The 16,701-nt window shown below is 67.9% G+C and carries 15 protein-coding genes; 8 read left to right on the top strand and 7 right to left on the bottom strand.

Annotation, left to right across the window (positions count from 1 at the left end):
• Positions 1-62 precede the first annotated feature (62 nt).
• The 6 genes from lptF (at position 63) to rsmA (ending at position 7,777) form a co-directional block, all read left to right on the top strand.
• Positions 63-1,175, top strand: coding sequence for an LPS export ABC transporter permease LptF (gene lptF, locus VK682_RS17945; RefSeq protein WP_324782310.1), 1,113 nt, complete (start codon positions 63-65; stop codon positions 1,173-1,175).
• Positions 1,172-2,266, top strand: coding sequence for an LPS export ABC transporter permease LptG (gene lptG, locus VK682_RS17940; protein ID WP_089851091.1), 1,095 nt, complete (start codon positions 1,172-1,174; stop codon positions 2,264-2,266). Before lptF ends, lptG begins: the two co-directional genes overlap by 4 nt.
• Complete coding sequence (locus VK682_RS17935; RefSeq protein ID WP_324782303.1) at positions 2,263-4,413, top strand: LPS-assembly protein LptD; 2,151 nt, start codon at positions 2,263-2,265, stop codon at positions 4,411-4,413. The genes lptG and VK682_RS17935 overlap by 4 nt, the downstream gene beginning before the upstream one ends.
• Positions 4,404-5,630, top strand: a complete 1,227-nt coding sequence (locus VK682_RS17930; RefSeq protein WP_230797872.1) for a peptidylprolyl isomerase — start codon at positions 4,404-4,406, stop codon at positions 5,628-5,630. The genes VK682_RS17935 and VK682_RS17930 overlap by 10 nt, the downstream gene beginning before the upstream one ends.
• A complete protein-coding gene (gene pdxA, locus VK682_RS17925) occupies positions 5,627-6,595 on the top strand; it encodes a 4-hydroxythreonine-4-phosphate dehydrogenase PdxA (RefSeq protein WP_230797871.1) in 969 nt (322 codons plus the stop codon). Before VK682_RS17930 ends, pdxA begins: the two co-directional genes overlap by 4 nt.
• A gap of 342 nt (positions 6,596-6,937) precedes the next feature.
• Positions 6,938-7,777 (top strand): 16S rRNA (adenine(1518)-N(6)/adenine(1519)-N(6))-dimethyltransferase RsmA, encoded by an 840-nt coding sequence (gene rsmA / locus VK682_RS17920; protein ID WP_230797870.1) that lies wholly within the window; start codon positions 6,938-6,940, stop codon positions 7,775-7,777.
• An 86-nt stretch (positions 7,778-7,863) separates the two neighbouring features.
• Here rsmA and VK682_RS17915 read toward each other — a convergent pair whose 3' ends face one another.
• From VK682_RS17915 to VK682_RS17885, 7 genes are all read right to left on the bottom strand, one after another.
• Positions 7,864-8,622, bottom strand: a complete 759-nt coding sequence (locus tag VK682_RS17915; RefSeq protein WP_230797869.1) for a DUF4167 domain-containing protein — start codon at positions 8,620-8,622, stop codon at positions 7,864-7,866.
• A gap of 231 nt (positions 8,623-8,853) precedes the next feature.
• Positions 8,854-9,696 (bottom strand): peptide chain release factor N(5)-glutamine methyltransferase, encoded by an 843-nt coding sequence (prmC, locus tag VK682_RS17910; RefSeq protein WP_324782302.1) that lies wholly within the window; start codon positions 9,694-9,696, stop codon positions 8,854-8,856.
• Positions 9,693-10,739, bottom strand: a complete 1,047-nt coding sequence (gene prfA, locus VK682_RS17905; protein WP_089851073.1) for a peptide chain release factor 1 — start codon at positions 10,737-10,739, stop codon at positions 9,693-9,695. Before prfA ends, prmC begins: the two co-directional genes overlap by 4 nt.
• A 45-nt stretch (positions 10,740-10,784) precedes the next feature.
• Entirely contained in the window at positions 10,785-11,195 is a 411-nt protein-coding gene (locus VK682_RS17900) for a DUF1499 domain-containing protein (RefSeq protein ID WP_089851071.1), read from the bottom strand.
• A 160-nt stretch (positions 11,196-11,355) separates the two neighbouring features.
• Positions 11,356-12,315, bottom strand: a complete 960-nt coding sequence (gene speB, locus VK682_RS17895) for an agmatinase (RefSeq protein ID WP_089851069.1) — start codon at positions 12,313-12,315, stop codon at positions 11,356-11,358.
• A 5-nt stretch (positions 12,316-12,320) separates the two neighbouring features.
• Entirely contained in the window at positions 12,321-13,487 is a 1,167-nt protein-coding gene (locus VK682_RS17890; RefSeq protein ID WP_230797865.1) for a M20 aminoacylase family protein, read from the bottom strand.
• A gap of 49 nt (positions 13,488-13,536) precedes the next feature.
• On the bottom strand, positions 13,537-14,697 hold the full coding sequence (locus VK682_RS17885; protein ID WP_324782301.1) for a M20 aminoacylase family protein: 1,161 nt from the start codon (positions 14,695-14,697) through the stop codon (positions 13,537-13,539).
• Between the two features lie 63 nt (positions 14,698-14,760).
• On the opposite strand from VK682_RS17885, the gene mazG reads away from it, so the two are divergent.
• Positions 14,761-15,576, top strand: coding sequence for a nucleoside triphosphate pyrophosphohydrolase (gene mazG, locus VK682_RS17880; protein WP_324782299.1), 816 nt, complete (start codon positions 14,761-14,763; stop codon positions 15,574-15,576).
• A gap of 86 nt (positions 15,577-15,662) precedes the next feature.
• Positions 15,663-16,664 (top strand): Fe(3+) ABC transporter substrate-binding protein, encoded by a 1,002-nt coding sequence (locus tag VK682_RS17875; RefSeq protein ID WP_230797862.1) that lies wholly within the window; start codon positions 15,663-15,665, stop codon positions 16,662-16,664.
• Positions 16,665-16,701 lie beyond the last annotated feature (37 nt).

The following is a 16,701-nucleotide window of genomic DNA, read 5'->3' as shown; positions in this document are numbered from 1 at the left end:
CATTAAGGTCGCGGGAAGCAGCGAACGGGGGACATCACGGCGTGCAGAGATTCGACAGATACATGCTGTCGCAGCTCATGGTCCTGTTCGGGTTTTCCGCTCTGGTTCTGGTGCTGGTCTACTGGGTCAACCGCGCGGTGACCCTGTTCGGGCGGCTGATCGCCGACGGCCATTCGGGGGGCATCTTTCTGGAATTCACCGCCCTCAGCCTGCCGGCGGTGGTGGCGATCGTGCTGCCGATGGCGGGCTTCGCCGCCTCGGTCTATGTCACCAACCGCGCCTCCAACGACTCGGAACTGACCGTGGTGCAGGCGGCGGGCTATTCGCCGTGGCGGCTGGCGCGGCCCGTGCTGGCCTTCGGGCTGATCATCGGCACCATGATGGCGATCCTGACCCATGGGCTGGTCCCCGCCTCGGTGGCGCAGCTGCGCGAGCGCGAGGCAGAGATCTCGGGCTCGGTCTCGGCGCGGCTGCTGCACGAAGGCACCTTCCTGCATCCCGTCTCCGGCGTCACCTTCTACATCCGCGACATCACCCCCGAGGGCGAACTGCAGGACGTGTTCCTGTCCGACCGCCGCAGCCCGGAGCGCACCGTGACCTATACCGCCCGCGCCGCCTATCTGCTGCGCGACGGCGACACCACGCGGCTCGCCATGGTGTCGGGCATGGCGCAGACGCTGCAGGAGGCAACGCAGACCCTCTCCACCACCAATTTCGATGATCTGACCTATGACATTTCCGGCATGATCACCGCCGATGACCGTCCGGGCCGCCGCGCCCGCCAGATCTCCACATGGGAGCTGCTGACCCGCACCGAGGCCGTGGCCGAAGAGGTCAATGACAGCCCCGGCGAGATCCTTGAAGAAGCGCATATGCGCTTTGAACAGCCGCTTCTTTGCGTGGTGGCGGCGCTGATCGGCTATGCGGCGCTGATGACCGGCGGGTTTTCGCGCTTCGGCGTGACCAAGCAGATCGTCGGCGCCATCTTCCTGCTGGTGCTGCTCAAGATCGTGGAAAGCGCCGTGGCCGATCCGGTGCGTGACCGCGCCGCGCTCTGGCCGCTGATCTATGTGCCAAGCCTGCTGGGCATGTCCATCACGGCGGGGCTGCTCTGGCGCGCCGCCAGTCCGCGCCGCCCGCGCCGGATCCCGCAGCCGCAGGAGCAGACGGCATGATCCTGCATTTCTATTTCGCCCGGCGCTTCCTGAAGTTCTTCCTCAGCATCTTCACCGTTTTCGCGCTGTTTCTGGGTCTGGTCGATCTGGTCGAACAGCTGCGCCGCTTCGACGAGACGGTGAGCTTCGGGCAGGTGGTGCAGATCACCCTGCTGAAGCTGCCGGAGGGGCTTTATACCATCCTGCCGCTGGTGATGATCCTTGCCACGGTGGCGCTGTGCATTTCGCTGGCGCGCAGTTCGGAACTGGTGGTCAGCCGCGCGGCGGGCCGGTCCGGTCTGGCGGCGCTGATGGGCCCGGTCGGCGTGGCGCTGGCGCTGGCGCTGCTTGCGGTGGCCATGCTGAACCCCATCGTCGCCGCCACCTCCAAGCGCGCCGCCGATCTGGACGAGGCATGGCGCAATGACAGCGGCTCGGTGCTGTCCATCGGCCCCGAAGGCCTGTGGCTGCGGCAGGGCGGCCCCGAAGGCCAGATCGTGATCCGCGCCGCGCGCACCAATCCCGATGCCTCCGTGCTTTATGACGTGACCTTCGTGGATTACACCGCCGAGGGCGGGCCCGAACGCCGCATCGAGGCCGAGGAGGCGCGGCTTTCGGGGGGCGACTGGCTGCTGACCAAGGCCAAGCAATGGCCGCTGACCGCAGGCCTTAACCCCGAAACCGGCTCCGAAAGCTATGACGAACTGCGCCTGCCCTCGACGCTGACGCAGGACGGCATCCGCGACCGCTTCGGCGAGCCTTCTGCCATTCCGGTCTGGGAACTGCCCCGCTTCATCCGCGGGCTGGAGGAGGCGGGCTTTTCCGCGCGCCGCCATGTGGTCTGGCTGCAGATGGAACTGGCGCAGCCGGTGTTTCTGGTCGCCATGGTGCTGGTGGCGGCGGGCTTCACCATGCGCCCCAGCCGTCTGGGCCGCACCGGCGTTGCGGTGCTGTCGTCGATCCTGCTGGGCTTCGGGCTTTATTACATCAGGAATTTTGCGCAGATCCTCGGCGAGAACGGGCAGCTGAACCCGATCGTTGCCGCATGGATTCCCCCCGTCGCTTCGCTGCTGCTGGCGTTGGGGCTGGTGCTGCAGATGGAGGAAGGATGACCCCCCGCACCCGTGCGCTTGCCGCAGCACTGGCCCTTGGCCTGCCGCTGACGCTACCGTGCCCCGCGCTGCTGCACGCGCAGGCCACCGCCGAAACGCAGTCCAGCGCCGCCCTGCTGGTCGCGGATCAGGTGTTTGTCGAAGATGGCAGCCGCCTTGTCGCCACCGGCAATGTCGAGGCGCTGCAGGACGGCACCCGCCTGACCGCCCGCCGCATCACCTATGACCAGAAGGCCGACACGCTGCAGATCGAAGGCCCGCTGCGGCTGACCGATGCCAGCGGCAACCTGCTGCTGGCCGACAGCGCCGAACTCGACGAGGGCCTGCGCAACGGCATCCTGCAGGGCGCCCGCATGATCATGGACGAACAGCTGCAGCTGGCCGCGGTGGAGGCGCGCCGCGAGGCCGACCGTTTCACCCAGCTGTCGCGCGTCGCCGTCACCTCCTGTCAGGTCTGCGGCCCGAACGAGGTGCCGCTGTGGCAGATCCGGGCACAACGCGTCGTGCATGACGAGGAAGCCCGCCAGCTTTATTTCGAAGGCGCGCAGCTGCGCGTGCTGGACGTGCCGGTGTTCTGGGTGCCCAGCCTGCGCCTGCCCGATCCCACCCTGAACCGCGCGCGCGGCTTCCTGATCCCCAGCGTGCGCAGTTCCACCCTGCTGGGCTTCGGGGTGAAGCTGCCCTATTTCATCCCGCTTGGCCCGCATCAGGACGTGACGCTGACCCCCTATGTCTCGCCGGTGACCAAGACGCTGGAAGCGCGCTACCGTCGCGCCTTCGCCAATGGCGATCTGGAGGTGAACGGCGCGCTGACCCGCGACACGCTGCTGGATGACGAACTGCGCGGCTATGTCTTTGCCGAAGGCGGCTTTGCGCTGCGGAGCGGGTTCGATCTGGACTTCGATCTCAAGGCGGTGACCGACGAGGCCTATCTCAACGATTACGACTATGCCTCGCTTGAACGGCTTGACAGCAGCGTGACCCTCAGCCGGGCGCGGTCGCGCGACCTGTTCCGCACCGGGCTCACGCATTACCAGTCGCTGCGCGCAAGCGAACAGGACGCGCTGCTGCCGTCATGGATTCTGGATCTGGGCTATGAGCGGCGCTTCTTTCCCGCCCGGCTTGGCGGCGAATTCCGGCTGGGCACCGATCTGCACGGCCATTACCGGCAGTCCGAGGAGGACGAACTGGGGCGCGACGTGGCGCGGCTGACCGCCGAGGCCAGCTGGCGGCGGCGCTGGACCCTGCCCGGCGGCCTGCGCGCGGGCGTGCTGACCGAGCTTTGGGTGGACCGCTTCGCCATCCGGCAGGATTCCTCCGCCGAAAGCGACGTGACCCGCGCCACCCCCGGCGTGGCACTGGATCTGCGCTGGCCGCTGGTCCGGCAGGCCGCCGAGGGCCGCACCCTGCTGGAGCCGCTGCTGCAGTTCGGCTGGGTCGGCGGCAGCCGTCCCGACATTCCCAATGACGAAAGCACCCGCCCGGAATTCGACGAAGGCAACCTGCTGTCGCTGCAGCGCTTTTCCTCTCCCGACCGGCGCGAGCACGGGCGCACGCTGGCCGCTGGCCTGCGCATGCTGCACGAAGCCCCCGCAGGCTGGACCACGGGTCTGGTGCTGGGCCGGGTCTGGCGCGACGAACTGGAGGACGAGTTCACCCGCTCCTCCGGGCTTGATTCGCGCGATTCCGACTGGCTGGTGGCGGGCCGCTTCACCAATCCGCTGGGGCTCAGCATTTCGGCGCGCGGCCTTCTGGACGAACGCGCCGAGTTCAACAAGGCCGAGGCGCGCGGGGGCTGGTCCAACACGCGGCTGGATTTTGGCGCCTCCTATGTGCTGCTGGTCAACGATCCCGAGGAAGACCGCGACGAGACGCAGGCCGAATGGTCGCTGGACGGCACGTGGCGGATCGATGCCAACTGGACCGGCGACACCGAATGGCGCTACGACCTTGCCGACCAGCGGCTTGACCGCGCAGCCCTTGGCCTGCAATACCGCAACGAATGCGTCCAGGTGGGCTTTTCGGTCTCGCGCCGGTTTGCCTCCTCCACTAACCTGGAACCGTCCACCGATTTCGGCCTGACCGTGGCGCTGACTGGGTTCGGCACTGCGGAAAGCGCCAAGGAGTATCGACGCACATGCAAGTGATGTCCGCCCGCCTTTTCCGCAGCGTGATTCTGGCTGCAGGGCTTGCCCTGTCCCCCGCCATGGCGCCCGCGCAGGGTCTTTTCTCCCCGGCGATCCAGGTCGATGACATGGTCATCACCAATTACGAGATCGACCAGCGCGCCCGCATGATCGAGGTGCTGAACCAGCCCGGCGATCCGCAGACCGAAGCCCGCCAGCAGCTGATCGACGACCGGCTGCGGATGCAGGCCGCCCTTGATGCCGGGATCGACCCCACCGAGGAACAGGTGCTGGACGGCATGACCGAATTTGCGGGCCGCGCCAATCTCAGCCGTGAGGAGTTTCTGGCAGCGCTGGCGCAGGGTGGCGTGGCCGAGGAAACCTTCCGCGATTTCGTGCGGGCGGGCTTTGCATGGCGCGAACTGGTGCGCGCGCGGTTTCAGGCCCGCGCCGATGTCTCGGAGGCCGAGATCGACCGCGCCCTGTCGCGCAGCGGCGGCGGGTCCGACGTGCGGGTGCTGCTGTCGGAAATCATCATGCCGATGCCGCCGGGTCAGGAAGAGGCCGTGCGCGCCCGCGCCAGCCGCATCGCGCAGATGCGGTCGGAATCCGAATTTTCCGCGCAGGCCCGCGAATATTCCGCCACTGCCACCCGTGGCGAAGGCGGGCGCCTGCCGTGGCAGGACCTGACCGAACTGCCGCCGGTGCTGCAGCCGCTGATCCTCGGGCTTGCGCCCGGCGAGGTGACCCAGCCCATCCCGATCCCCGGTGCCATCGCGCTGTTCCAGCTGCGCGGGCTGGAGGAGTCGGGCTACACCCCGGCAGAGGTCGCGTCGGTGGATTATGCCGCCTATTACCTGCCCGGCGGGCGGTCTGCCGAAACGCTGGCCCGCGCCCGCGTGCTCGCCAGTCAGGTCGACCGCTGCGACGATCTTTACGGCGCGGCCAAGGGCCAGCCGCCCGAGGTGCTGGAGCGGGTGACCCTGCCCCCCGCCGAGATCCCCACCGATGTCGCCTATGAGCTGTCGAAGCTCGATCCCGGCGAGGTTTCCACCGCGCTGACCCGCGCCAATGGCCAGACGCTGGTGTTCCTGATGCTGTGCAACCGCACCTCTGCCGTGGCCGAAGGCGCGGATCGCGATCAGGTGCTGAACGGGCTGCGCAACCAGCGTCTCAGCCAGCTTGCCGACAGCTATCTGGCCCAGCTGCGCGCCGATGCGCGCATCGTGGAGCGATGAGCCCGGCCCCCATCGCGCTCAGCTGCGGCGAACCTTCGGGCATCGGCCCCGAACTTGCCGAAGCGGCATGGGAGGCGCTGCGCGACAGCCTGCCGTTTTTCTGGATCGGCGCGCCCGGACATCTGCCGGGACGGGTGCCGCATGTGATCGTGGACCATCCGCGAGAGGCGGTCGCGGCTTCGGCCCGCGGCCTGCCGGTGCTGGCGCTCGACATGCCCGGCCCCCGCGTGCCCGGCACGCCGCAGTCCGCGCAGGCGGCGGGCGTGGTCGCCGCGATCGAACGCGGTGTCGCGGCCTGCCAGAGCGGCGAGGCGGCAGCACTCTGCACCCTGCCCATTTCCAAACAGGCGCTGGCCGAGGGCTGCGGCTTTGCCTTTCCCGGCCATACCGAATTTCTGGCGCATCTGGGCGGCGTGCCCGAGGTGGTGATGATGCTGGCCTGCGACGCGCTGAAGGTGGTGCCCGTCACCATCCATATCGCGCTGTCCGACGTGCCCGCCGCCCTGACCCCCGCCCTGCTGGAGGCGCGGCTGCGGCTGACCCATGACGCCATGGCGGGCTTTGGCGTGCCGCAGCCCCGCATCGCCGTCGCCGGGCTCAACCCGCATGCGGGCGAAGGCGGGCGCATGGGCCAAGAGGAGAGGACGCTGATCACCCCGGTGCTGGACCGGCTGCGCGCCGAAGGGCTGGATCTGCGCGGGCCCCTGCCCGCCGACACCATGTTCCACGCCGCCGCCCGCGCCCGCTATGACGTGGCGGTCTGCATGTATCACGATCAGGCGCTGATCCCGGTCAAGACGCTGGGGTTTGACGAGGGGGTGAACGTGACGCTGGGCCTGCCCTTCGTGCGCACCTCTCCCGATCACGGCACCGCCTTTGACATCGCCGGCAAGGGGCTGGCCAATGTCGCCTCGACCCTCGCCGCCCTGCGCATGGCGCGGGACCTGTCCTTGGGTCGGGGATGAAGGGTCTGGAGTTTGGGGGCTCTGCCCCCGTCCGACATGGGCGGACAGGACTTGACGAAGGGGGCTCTGCCCCCGTCCGCCGGGGGCGGACAAGATCTCAGGAAGGGGGCTCTGCCCCCGTCCGTCAAAGACGGACAAGACGAGAAGAAGGGGGCTCTGCCCCCGTCCGCCGGGGGCGGACAAGATCTCAGGAAGGGGGCTCTGCCCCCGTCCGTCAAAGACGGACAAGACGAGAAGAAGGGGGCTCTGCCCCCGTCCGCCGGGGGCGGACTCCCCCGGAGTTTATCGGGCAAGATGAAGGGGCGGGGGCGGCGCGCCCTGCCAGAAGAGACGAGGTGAGCCATGGCCGCCATTGACGGGCTGCCGCCGCTGCGCGAGGTGATCGCCAGCCACGGGCTGAGCGCCAAGAAATCGCTGGGGCAGAATTTTCTGCTGGATCTCAATCTGACCGCGCGGATCGCGCGGGCGGCGGGGGATCTGTCGGGCATGGACGTGCTGGAGGTTGGGCCCGGTCCCGGCGGGCTGACCCGCGGGCTTCTGGCCGAGGGCGCGCGCCGGGTGCTGGCGGTGGAAAAGGACAGCCGCTGCCTGGCTGCGCTGGCCGAGATCGCCGCCGCCTATCCCGGGCGGCTGGAGGTGATTTCCGGCGATGCGCTGGAGGTGGACGCGCTGGCGCATCTGCGCCCGCCCATCGCGATCTGTGCCAACCTGCCCTATAATGTCGGCACCGAACTGCTGGTGCGCTGGCTGACACCGCGCGACTGGCCGCCGGTCTGGAGCACGCTGACCCTGATGTTCCAGCGCGAGGTGGCCGAGCGGATCGTGGCGCAGCCCGGATCCAAGGCCTACGGGCGGCTGGCGCTGCTGGTGCAGTGGCGCTGCGAGGCGCGCATCGTGCTGTCCCTGCCGCCCGAAGCCTTTACCCCGCCGCCCAAGGTCTCCTCGGCGGTGGTGCATCTGAAGGCCCTGCCCGAGCCGCGCTATCCCGCCGATGCGGCGGTGCTGGAGCGGCTGGTGGCCGCCGCCTTCAACCAGCGCCGCAAGATGCTGCGCGCGGCGCTGAAGGGGCTTGCCCCCGATATCGAGGCGCGGCTGGAAGCGGCGGGCATCGCCCCCACCGAACGCGCCGAACAGGTGTCGCTGGAGCAGTTCTGCCGTCTGGCCCGCGAACTGGCGCGCTGATCCGGCCGCACCGGCAAGGCCAGCAGACAGCAGAAGGCCCCGTCCTTGCGGCGGGGCCTTCCTGTCTGCAGCAGCCGGTGGCGGCGTTATTCCGCCGCGTCGGGTGCCGAACTGGCCGAGGGCGCGGCATCAGCCGCGGTGTCGGACTTGCGGCTGCGCGGCTTGCGCGGGCGCTTCGGCTTGTCCTCGGATTTGGGTGCGGCCTGCTCTGCCGCAGGCTCTGCGGCTTCGGCGGGTTTCGGCGCGGGCTTGGCGCCGCCACGGCTGCGCGAGCGCGGCGCGGGGCGTTCGGCGGCAGGCTCCGGCTTGACCTCGGCGCGGTCTTCGGGCGTTTCCACCAGACCGCTTTCGCTGTCATCCGCGCCCAGATCCAGCACGTCGGGCTGGTCGCCAAAGCCGGGCGTGGCGCGCTGCGGCTGCTCCGGCTCGCGCGGCGGCTGCGGGGCTGCGGCGGGCGCAGCGTTTTCGGCGCTGTCGTCCTGATCGCTGCGGCCCTGCTGCTGCGGGTCACGGTCGCTGCGGTCGCCCCGGTCGCGGTCGCGCTGCGCCTGCCGGTCGCGGTTTTCGCGTTCCTGCTGTTCGCGGCGCTGATCCGCTTCTTTCTGGGCTTCGGACAGCATCCGCATGTAATGTTCGGCGTGCTGCTGAAAATTCTCCGCAGCGACACGGTCATTGCCCAGAGAAGCGTCGCGCGCCAGCTGGTTATACTTGTCGATGATCTGCTGAGGTGTACCGCGCACCTTTCCCTCGGGACCACTGCTGTCAAACACGCGGTTGACAACATTCCCAAGCGGATTGCGGTTGCGGTTGTTCTTCGACCGCGAGCGGGATTTCGATGATCGCATCTTGTCTGCTATCAGCCTTGTATCTGACTGTCCCTGTAACCGCTGGGCTGCGCCGGATGCGGCGCTGTCTTCCTGCCCGTGGTCACACCAATGTCGGGTTGGTGTCGGGCGGGACCGCCGTAAAGCATCCACCGCGCCGACCCCTCCTGCTAACCATGTCAGGCGGGGCCTGACAAGGGAAAAACGCCGCGAATGCGCGGTTTTCCACCGGATTTCCCGGGGATCCCGGTGTCAAACCGCTTGCAGGCGCCCGCTGACGACCCGGCTGCGCCCGTCCAGATCGGGCAGCACCGCGATGTCGCAGAGCCCGGCTGCGGCAAAAAGTCCGGCCACCGCATCACCCTGCAGCGGGCCGATTTCGACCATCAGCGCGCCGCCCGCCGCCAGATGCCGCGGCGCACCCGCCGCAAGGACGCGATAGGCGGACAGCCCGTCAGCATCATCGGTCAGCGCCATGCGCGGTTCATGGTCCAGCACCTCGGGCGCGAGACCGGGAAGTTCGTCCTGCGCGATATAGGGCGGGTTCGACACGATCAGATCGAAGCGGGCCTCGGGGTCCACCGCATCCCACCAGCTGCCCTGCGCGAAGCGGGCGCGCGGGGTCAGACCCAGTGCCGCGGCATTGCGCTGCGCCACCGCCAGCGCCGGATCCGACAGATCGGTGCCCAGCCCCTTGGCCTGCCGCCGTTCCGCCAGCAGGGTCAGCAGGATGCAGCCCGAGCCGGTGCCCAGATCCAGCACCCGGGCAAAGCGCCGCCCCAGCGCCGCGCCGATCAGCGTTTCGGTTTCGGGGCGCGGATCCAGCACATCCGGCGTGACATGGAAATCGCGGCCATAAAAGGCACGCCGCCCGGTCAGATGCGACACCGGTTCGCGCGCGGCGCGGCGGGCGACCAGCGCATGGAACCGCTCCGCCACTTCGGGGGGCAGCGGGTCGGGCAGCGCCAGCGTCAGCCGCGCGGGCGACAGATCCAGCGCATGGGCCAGCAGGCGGCGGGCATCGCGGGCGGCATCGGGCACCCCCGCATGGGCCAGAAGGCGCAGCGCCTCGCCCAGATGCTGGGCGCCGGTCATGCCATTTCCGCCAGCAGGCTGGCCTGCGCATCGGCGGTCAGCGCGCTGATGATCTCGTCCAGATCGCCGCCAAGGATCGCCTCCAGCCGATAAAGCGTCAGGCCGATGCGGTGGTCGGTCATGCGCCCCTGCGGGAAATTGTAGGTGCGGATGCGTTCGGAGCGGTCGCCGCTGCCCACCTGCGCCTTTCGCGCCCCGGCGCGCGCGTCGGCGGCCTTCTGGCGTTCCATGTCGTAGAGCCGGGCCCGCAGGACGTTCATGGCGATCTCCCGGTTGCGGTGCTGCGATTTCTCCGAGGAGGTGACGACGATGCCCGACGGGATATGCGTGATGCGCACGGCGGAATCGGTGGTGTTGACGTGCTGCCCGCCCGCGCCGGAACTGCGCATGGTGTCGATGCGGATGTCGCCGGGGGCGATGTCGATGTCGACCGCCTGCGCTTCGGGCAGCACGGCCACGGTGGCGGCAGAGGTGTGGATGCGCCCGCCCGATTCCGTTTCGGGCACGCGCTGCACCCGGTGCACGCCGGATTCGTATTTCAGCCGGGCGAACACGCCCTCGCCTTCGATCCGCACCACCAGTTCGCGCAGGCCACCAAGTTCGGTCGGCTGATCCTCGATCACCTCCCAGCGCCAGCCCTGCGCTTCGGCATAGCGCTGATACATCCGCGCCAGATCGGCGGCAAACAGCGCCGCCTCCTCACCGCCGGTGCCGGGGCGAATCTCGAGAATGGCGGGGCGCGCATCGGCGGCGTCGCGCGGCAGCAGCGACAGCTGCAGGGCGCGTTCGGCCTCTGGCAGGCGGGCGCGCAGGCGCGGCAGTTCCTCTTCGGCCAGCGCTCGCATCTCGGGATCGGCAAGCAGCGCCTCGGCCTCGGCCAGATCGGCCTGCAGGCGGTGCCATTCCGCGATCTGGTCGACCACGGGGCGCAGTTCGGAATATTCGCGGCCAAGGGCGGCGATGTCACCACCCCCCGTGGCCATGCGGGCCTCGAGAAACTCGAACCGTTCGCGGATCTGCTGGAGTCTGTCATTGGGGATCATGGCTTTCCATTCCCCATTGCCGCGCGGCGGTCAAGTGGGCTGGGCCTACTCCTCGCGGTAAAGCTCGGAAAGCCAGATTTCCACGCGGTCGCGGTTCACCCCCATGTCGGACTGGCCGAAGCGCTGGCGGGCGTAAAGCTCCAGCTCGCCCTCCTCCAGCTGCACGGTGGTGTAATCGGGAAAACCCATCCATTTCGAGCGCGACACATAGGTGACGCGGCCCTCGCCCGGGCTGCCCGCAAGCACCTCGGTGCGCGGGGTTTCAAGGATGATGCGGTGCAGCGCCTGAAAGCTGGTCTCGCCCCCCGGAATGCGGCGGCGCACGCCCCCCGCCAGATCCTGATCCGCAGTCACCTGCGGATCGACATTCCACACCGCCGGATCCGAGGGCGCAAGCCGGATCCACGCCAGCCCGCCCAGCACGACAAGCACGATCAGCCAGAACAGTTTGCGCAAGGCCGCGCTCCTTTTGTCTGTCGGGGCCCGCACGGGGGCGCGCGGGGGTCCGGTTTCCTGCGGCCCGCGCGCCCGTCATGGGCCGCTTTTGCCTGATTCCACGATTCCCCGCGGCGGGCAAACCCTACCCGGGCCCGCTCGCGGGAAGTTGCCGATATTGTTACCGCCGGGTCCAGCCCCAGAGGCAGAGCAGTTCGGTTGCCACATGCGCGCCCATGATGGCGGTGGCACCGGTGGTGTCAAAGGGCGGCGACACCTCGACCACATCGCCGCCGACCATGGTGATGCCCGCAAGATCCCGCAGGCAGACCGCCGCCTGATGGCTGCTGAGCCCGCCCCAGACCGGGGTGCCGGTGCCGGGGGCAAAGGCGGGATCCAGCGCGTCGATGTCGAAGGTCACATAGACCGGGTGATCGCCGACGATGGCGCGCGCCCGTTCCGCGATGGCCTCCGGCCCCGCGCGATGCACCTCGCGCGCGTCAAGGATGTGAAAGCCCAGCGTGTCGGGATTGTCGGTGCGGATGCCGATCTGGACCGACCGCGCGGGATCCACCAGCCCCTGCTTCACCGCCTTATACATGAAGGTGCCGTGGTCGATGCGGTCGAAATCGTCATCGGCCCAGGTGTCGGTATGGGCGTCGAACTGGATCACCGACAGCGGCCCGTATTTGGCGGCATGGGCGCGCAACAGCGGCAGGGTGATGGAATGATCGCCCCCCAGCGTCACCAGCGCCGCCCCCTGATCGAGGATCCCCTGCGCATGGGCCTGCAGCGTGGCCGGAAAGGCGGGCACATTGGCATAGTCGAAGGCCAGATCGCCCACATCCGCGATGGCGAATTCCGACAGCACGTCATAGCCCCAGCCATAGGGCGCGTCGCAAGGCTGCAGCGCGCTCGCCTCGCGGATCGCGCGCGGGCCAAAGCGGGTGCCGGTGCGGTTGGTCACCGCCTGATCGAAGGGCACGCCGGTCACGGCAATGTCCACGCCGCGCAGATCCTTGGTGTATTTGCGGCGCAGGAACGAGGTGGCGCCGCCAAACACGTTCTCGAAACTCGGCCCCTTGAGGTCATCGCGGGTGAAGGCGTGGTCCACTTGGGTCTTGGCGTCTTCCAGTGCCATCGGGCTTACTCCTGAAGCGGCAGCGCGGTTTCGATCAGCCGCGCAAAGAAGCTGGCGCCAACGGGGGTGATGGCGTCGTTGAAATCATAGGCGGGGTGGTGGCAGTTGGGCGTGTCCCCCTGCCCAAGAAACAGGTAGGCGCCGGGACGCGCCTGCAGCAGATAGGCAAAATCTTCAGCAGCCATAATGGGATCGCAGGCGTCGTTCACGCGATCCGCCCCCACCACGTCCCGCGCGACGGCGGCAGCGAAGCGCGCCTGATCGGGGTGGTTGATGGTGGCGGGATAGCCCCGGTCATATCGCAGCCGCGCGGTGCAGCCAAAGACCTGCGCCTGAGCCTGCGCGATTTCGGTGATGCGGCGTTCCGCCAGATCCCGCGCCTCGGGCGAGAAGCTGCGCACCGTGCCGCCCAGCCATGCGGTGCCGGGAATGATGTTGTGGCTGGTGCCCGCATGCACTTCGGTGACAGAGATCACCAGCCGGTCGAGCGCGCTGACATTGCGCGCAAGGATGCTGTTGATCGCCTGCACCATGGCCACGGCGGCAGGGATCGGATCGGCGGCGCGATGCGGTTCGGCGCCATGGCCGCCCTGCCCGTCGATGTCGATGCGGAAGCTGTCGGCAGAGGCCAGAAGCGCGCCGGGATTGGTCAGCAGATGGCCTTCGGGATCGCCGGGGGCATTGTGCAGGCCGTAAACCTCGGCGATGTCGAAGCGGTCCATGATGCCCGCCTCGACCATGGCGAGCCCGCCCGCGCCGCCTTCTTCGGCGGGCTGGAAGATCAGCGCCACGCGCCCGGCGAAATTGCGGGTCTCGGCCAGATATTTGGCCGCCCCAAGCAGCATGACGGTATGCCCGTCATGACCGCAGGCATGGGACATGCCCGGCACGGTGGAGGCATGCTCGGCCCCCGACAGATCGTTCATCGGCAGCGCGTCCATGTCGGCGCGCAGCCCGATCGTGCGCCCCGGCGCGCGGCCTTCGATGATCGCCACCACGCCGGTCTGCGCGATGCCTTCGTGGATTTCGGAAATGCCAAATTCCCGAAGCCTTTCAACCACAAAGGCGGCAGTCTTCACGCAGTCGAACAGCAGTTCCGGATGGGCATGCAGATGCCGGCGCCATGTCTTCAGCTGCTCCGCATCGGCGGCGATGGAATTGATGACCGGCATGTCTGTCCTCCGTGGCGTGGGCTTGCCGCCCCTCTGTCCCGCAATCGGCTCAGCCGCGCAAGGGCTGCCGCGTCTCGATCAGCTTGACGAAATACGAGGCACCAAGCGGGGCCGCCTCGTCGTTGAAGTCGAATTTCGGATGATGCACCGACGCGCCGACCCCTTGCCCCAGATAGACAAAGGCGCCCGGCCGCGCCTCCAGCATATAGGAGAAATCCTCGGCCCCCATGCTGGGCGCGATGTCCTCGTCCACGGTGGTGACCACGCCGCGCGCCACTTCGGCGGCAAAGCGGGTCTGGTCGGCATGGTTGACGGTGGGCGGATAGTTGCGCTGGTAATCCAGATCGGCGGTCAGACCATAGGCCGCCGCCTGTCCCGCCACGATCTCGCGCATGCGGCGTTCGGCCATGTCGCGCACATCGGCGTCAAAGCTGCGCACGGTGCCCGCCATATAGACGGTTTCGGGAATGACATTGGTGGCCGATCCGCCCTGCACCGTGGTCAGCGACACCACCAGCGATTTCAGCGGATCAAGGTTGCGCGCGGGGACCGACAGCAGCGCCTGCCCGATGGCCAGCGCGCAGGGGATCGGATCGACGCATTGATCGGGATGGGCGGCATGGCCGCCGCGCCCGGTCAGGCGCAGTTCGAAATCATCCACCGCCGCCATCAGCGGACCGGGCCGGGTGGCGATCACGCCCAGATCGGCGCCGGGATCAGTGTGCAGCGCATAGACTTCGGAGATGCCGAAGCGGTCCATGATGCCTTCTTCCACCATGATCCGCCCGCCGCCGATGGTTTCCTCGGCGGGCTGGAAGATCAGCGCGACGCTGCCCGTAAAATTCCGCGTCTCGGCCAGATAGCGCGCGGCCCCCAGCAGCATGGTGGTATGGCCGTCATGGCCGCAGGCATGCATCCGCCCCGGCACGGTCGAGGCCCAAGGCGCGCCGGTTTCCTCGGTCATCGGCAGCGCGTCCATGTCAGCGCGCAGGCCGGTCACCGGGCCGTCGCCCTGCCCGTGGATGATCGCGACCACGCCCGAGGTGGCGATGCCCTCGTGGATCTCGTCCACCCCGAACTCGCGCAGCCGTTCGGTGACAAAGGCGGCGGTCTGGTGGCAGTCAAGGCTCAGTTCCGGATGCTGGTGCAGATGGCGGCGCCATGTGCGCATGTCGTCCGCAAATTCGGCGATCCGGTTGACGATGGGCATGGGTGGACTCCTGTAGGGCTCTCGGGCAGGAACGGACCCAATACCTATTTGCCGGAGATGTCCATGACCCGCGATCTGATCCATGATCCCCATGGCGGGATGCCGCGCCTGCTGGAAATCATGCGGCGGCTGCGCGATCCCGAAACCGGCTGCCCGTGGGATCTGGACCAGGATTTCGCCAGCATCGCCCCCTATACGATCGAGGAAGCCTATGAGGTGGCCGATGCCATCGAGCGGCAGGCCTGGGACGAGCTGAAGGGCGAACTGGGCGATCTGCTGTTCCAGTCGGTGTTCCATGCGCAGATGGCGGCGGAGCGCGGGCTTTTCACCTTCGATCAGGTGGCCGACGCCATGTCCGACAAGATGGTGGCCCGGCATCCGCATGTGTTCGGAGAGGAAAGCCGCGACAAATCCGCCGACCAGCAGACCGCCGACTGGGAGGCGATCAAGGCGCAGGAACGGGCCGCCAAGGCGCGCGGCGGCGTGCTGGACGATGTGGCGCTGGGGCTGCCCGCGCTGATGCGCGCGGTCAAGCTGCAGAAGCGCGCGGCGCGGGTCGGCTTCGACTGGCCCTCCACCGATCAGGTGATCGACAAGATCGTGGAAGAGGCACAGGAGCTGCGCGAGGCGACCGATCCCGACCACCGGCGCGAGGAATTTGGCGATCTGCTGTTCGTGATGGCCAATCTGGCCCGGCACATGGGCATCGACCCCGAAGAGGCGCTGCGCGGCGCCAATGCCAAGTTCACCCGCCGCTTTGGCGCGGTGGAGGCCGCACTCTCCCATGCCGGGAAACGACCCGAAGAAAGCACGCTTGAGGAGATGGACGCCCTGTGGGACGCGGAAAAACTTCGGGAAAAAGCCGCCAAAAGTTCCTGAGTTTTACAGTCAAGGATTGATGTGACAAAAATAGTCGGGTTTAAGGGCCCCGAGAAACCAAGCACAGCACAAGCGGAGGATACACCATGCTGCGTCTCGGAACCGCCCTCGCCCTTCTGACGGCCGCCTCGCCGGCCCTCGCGCAGGAGGTCAATCTTTATTCCTACCGGCAGCCGGAACTGCTGCAGCCGCTGGTCGATGCCTTCACCGAAGAAACCGGCATCGCCGTGAACGTGGCCTATATCGACAAGGGTCTGGAAGAACGTCTGGTGGCCGAGGGTGACCGCTCCCCCGCCGACCTGATCTTCACCGTGGACATCTCTCGCCTGTCGGCGGCGGTGAATGCGGGCGTGACGCAGGCCGTCGAAAGCGACGTGCTGATGGAAAACGTGCCCGCGCAGTATCGCGATCCCGACAACCACTGGTTCGGCCTGACCACCCGCGCACGCATCGTCTATGCCAGCAAGGACCGCGTCGATCCTTCCGAAGTGACCACCTACGAGGATCTGGCCGATCCGAAATGGGAAGGCCGCATCTGCACCCGCTCCGGCACCCATGACTATAACGTGGCGCTGGTGGCGGCGATGCTGCACCACCATGGCGAGGAAGAGACCAAGACCTGGCTGGAAGGCCTGAAGTCCAACCTCGCGCAGAAGCCGCAGGGCAATGACCGCGCGCAGGTCAAATCCATCTGGTCTGGCGAATGCGACATCTCGCTGGGCAACACCTATTACATGGGCAAGATGCTGGAAGATTCCGAGCAGTCGGAATGGGCCAACGCCGTCAACGTGCTGTTCCCGGAATTCGAAGAGGGCGGCACCCATGTGAACATCTCCGGCGTGGCGATGACCAAGGCGGCGCCCAACCGCGAAAACGCGCTGAAGATGATGGAATTCCTGACCTCGCCCGAGGCGCAGAAGCTTTATGCCAGCGCGAATTACGAATACCCCATCGCGCCGGGCACCGAAGCCGATGACGTGGTCAACAGCTGGGGCAGCTTCACCCCCGATGACGTCAACCTGATGGAACTGGCCGGCCTGCGCGGCGACGCGCTGCGCCTGATCGAAGAAGTCGATTTCGACGGCTGATCCCTCACAGCCTGTCCCGCGCCGCCGCAAGGGCGGC

It is taken from the genome of Salipiger marinus, assembly GCF_035481585.1.
Lineage (GTDB): Bacteria > Pseudomonadota > Alphaproteobacteria > Rhodobacterales > Rhodobacteraceae > Salipiger > Salipiger marinus.
The sequence above is the reverse complement of the archived record's forward strand: the minus strand, read 5'-3'. Positions and strand labels throughout refer to the sequence as shown.

Excerpts from the sequence above, each read along its gene's own strand:
- VK682_RS17875 (WP_230797862.1), top strand. The coding sequence starts at position 15,663 with ATGCTGCGTCTCGGAACCGCCCTCGCCCTTCTGACGGCCGCCTCGCCG.
- mazG (WP_324782299.1), top strand. The coding sequence starts at position 14,761 with ATGACCCGCGATCTGATCCATGATCCCCATGGCGGGATGCCGCGCCTG.
- VK682_RS17885 (WP_324782301.1), bottom strand. The coding sequence starts at position 14,697 with ATGCCCATCGTCAACCGGATCGCCGAATTTGCGGACGACATGCGCACA.
- VK682_RS17915 (WP_230797869.1), bottom strand. The coding sequence starts at position 8,622 with ATGCGATCATCGAAATCCCGCTCGCGGTCGAAGAACAACCGCAACCGC.
- pdxA (WP_230797871.1), top strand. The coding sequence starts at position 5,627 with ATGAGCCCGGCCCCCATCGCGCTCAGCTGCGGCGAACCTTCGGGCATC.
- rsmA (WP_230797870.1), top strand. The coding sequence starts at position 6,938 with ATGGCCGCCATTGACGGGCTGCCGCCGCTGCGCGAGGTGATCGCCAGC.
- speB (WP_089851069.1), bottom strand. The coding sequence starts at position 12,315 with ATGGCACTGGAAGACGCCAAGACCCAAGTGGACCACGCCTTCACCCGC.
- VK682_RS17890 (WP_230797865.1), bottom strand. The coding sequence starts at position 13,487 with ATGCCGGTCATCAATTCCATCGCCGCCGATGCGGAGCAGCTGAAGACA.
- VK682_RS17930 (WP_230797872.1), top strand. The coding sequence starts at position 4,404 with ATGCAAGTGATGTCCGCCCGCCTTTTCCGCAGCGTGATTCTGGCTGCA.
- prfA (WP_089851073.1), bottom strand. The coding sequence starts at position 10,739 with ATGATCCCCAATGACAGACTCCAGCAGATCCGCGAACGGTTCGAGTTT.
- lptF (WP_324782310.1), top strand. The coding sequence starts at position 63 with ATGCTGTCGCAGCTCATGGTCCTGTTCGGGTTTTCCGCTCTGGTTCTG.
- VK682_RS17935 (WP_324782303.1), top strand. The coding sequence starts at position 2,263 with ATGACCCCCCGCACCCGTGCGCTTGCCGCAGCACTGGCCCTTGGCCTG.
- lptG (WP_089851091.1), top strand. The coding sequence starts at position 1,172 with ATGATCCTGCATTTCTATTTCGCCCGGCGCTTCCTGAAGTTCTTCCTC.
- prmC (WP_324782302.1), bottom strand. The coding sequence starts at position 9,696 with ATGACCGGCGCCCAGCATCTGGGCGAGGCGCTGCGCCTTCTGGCCCAT.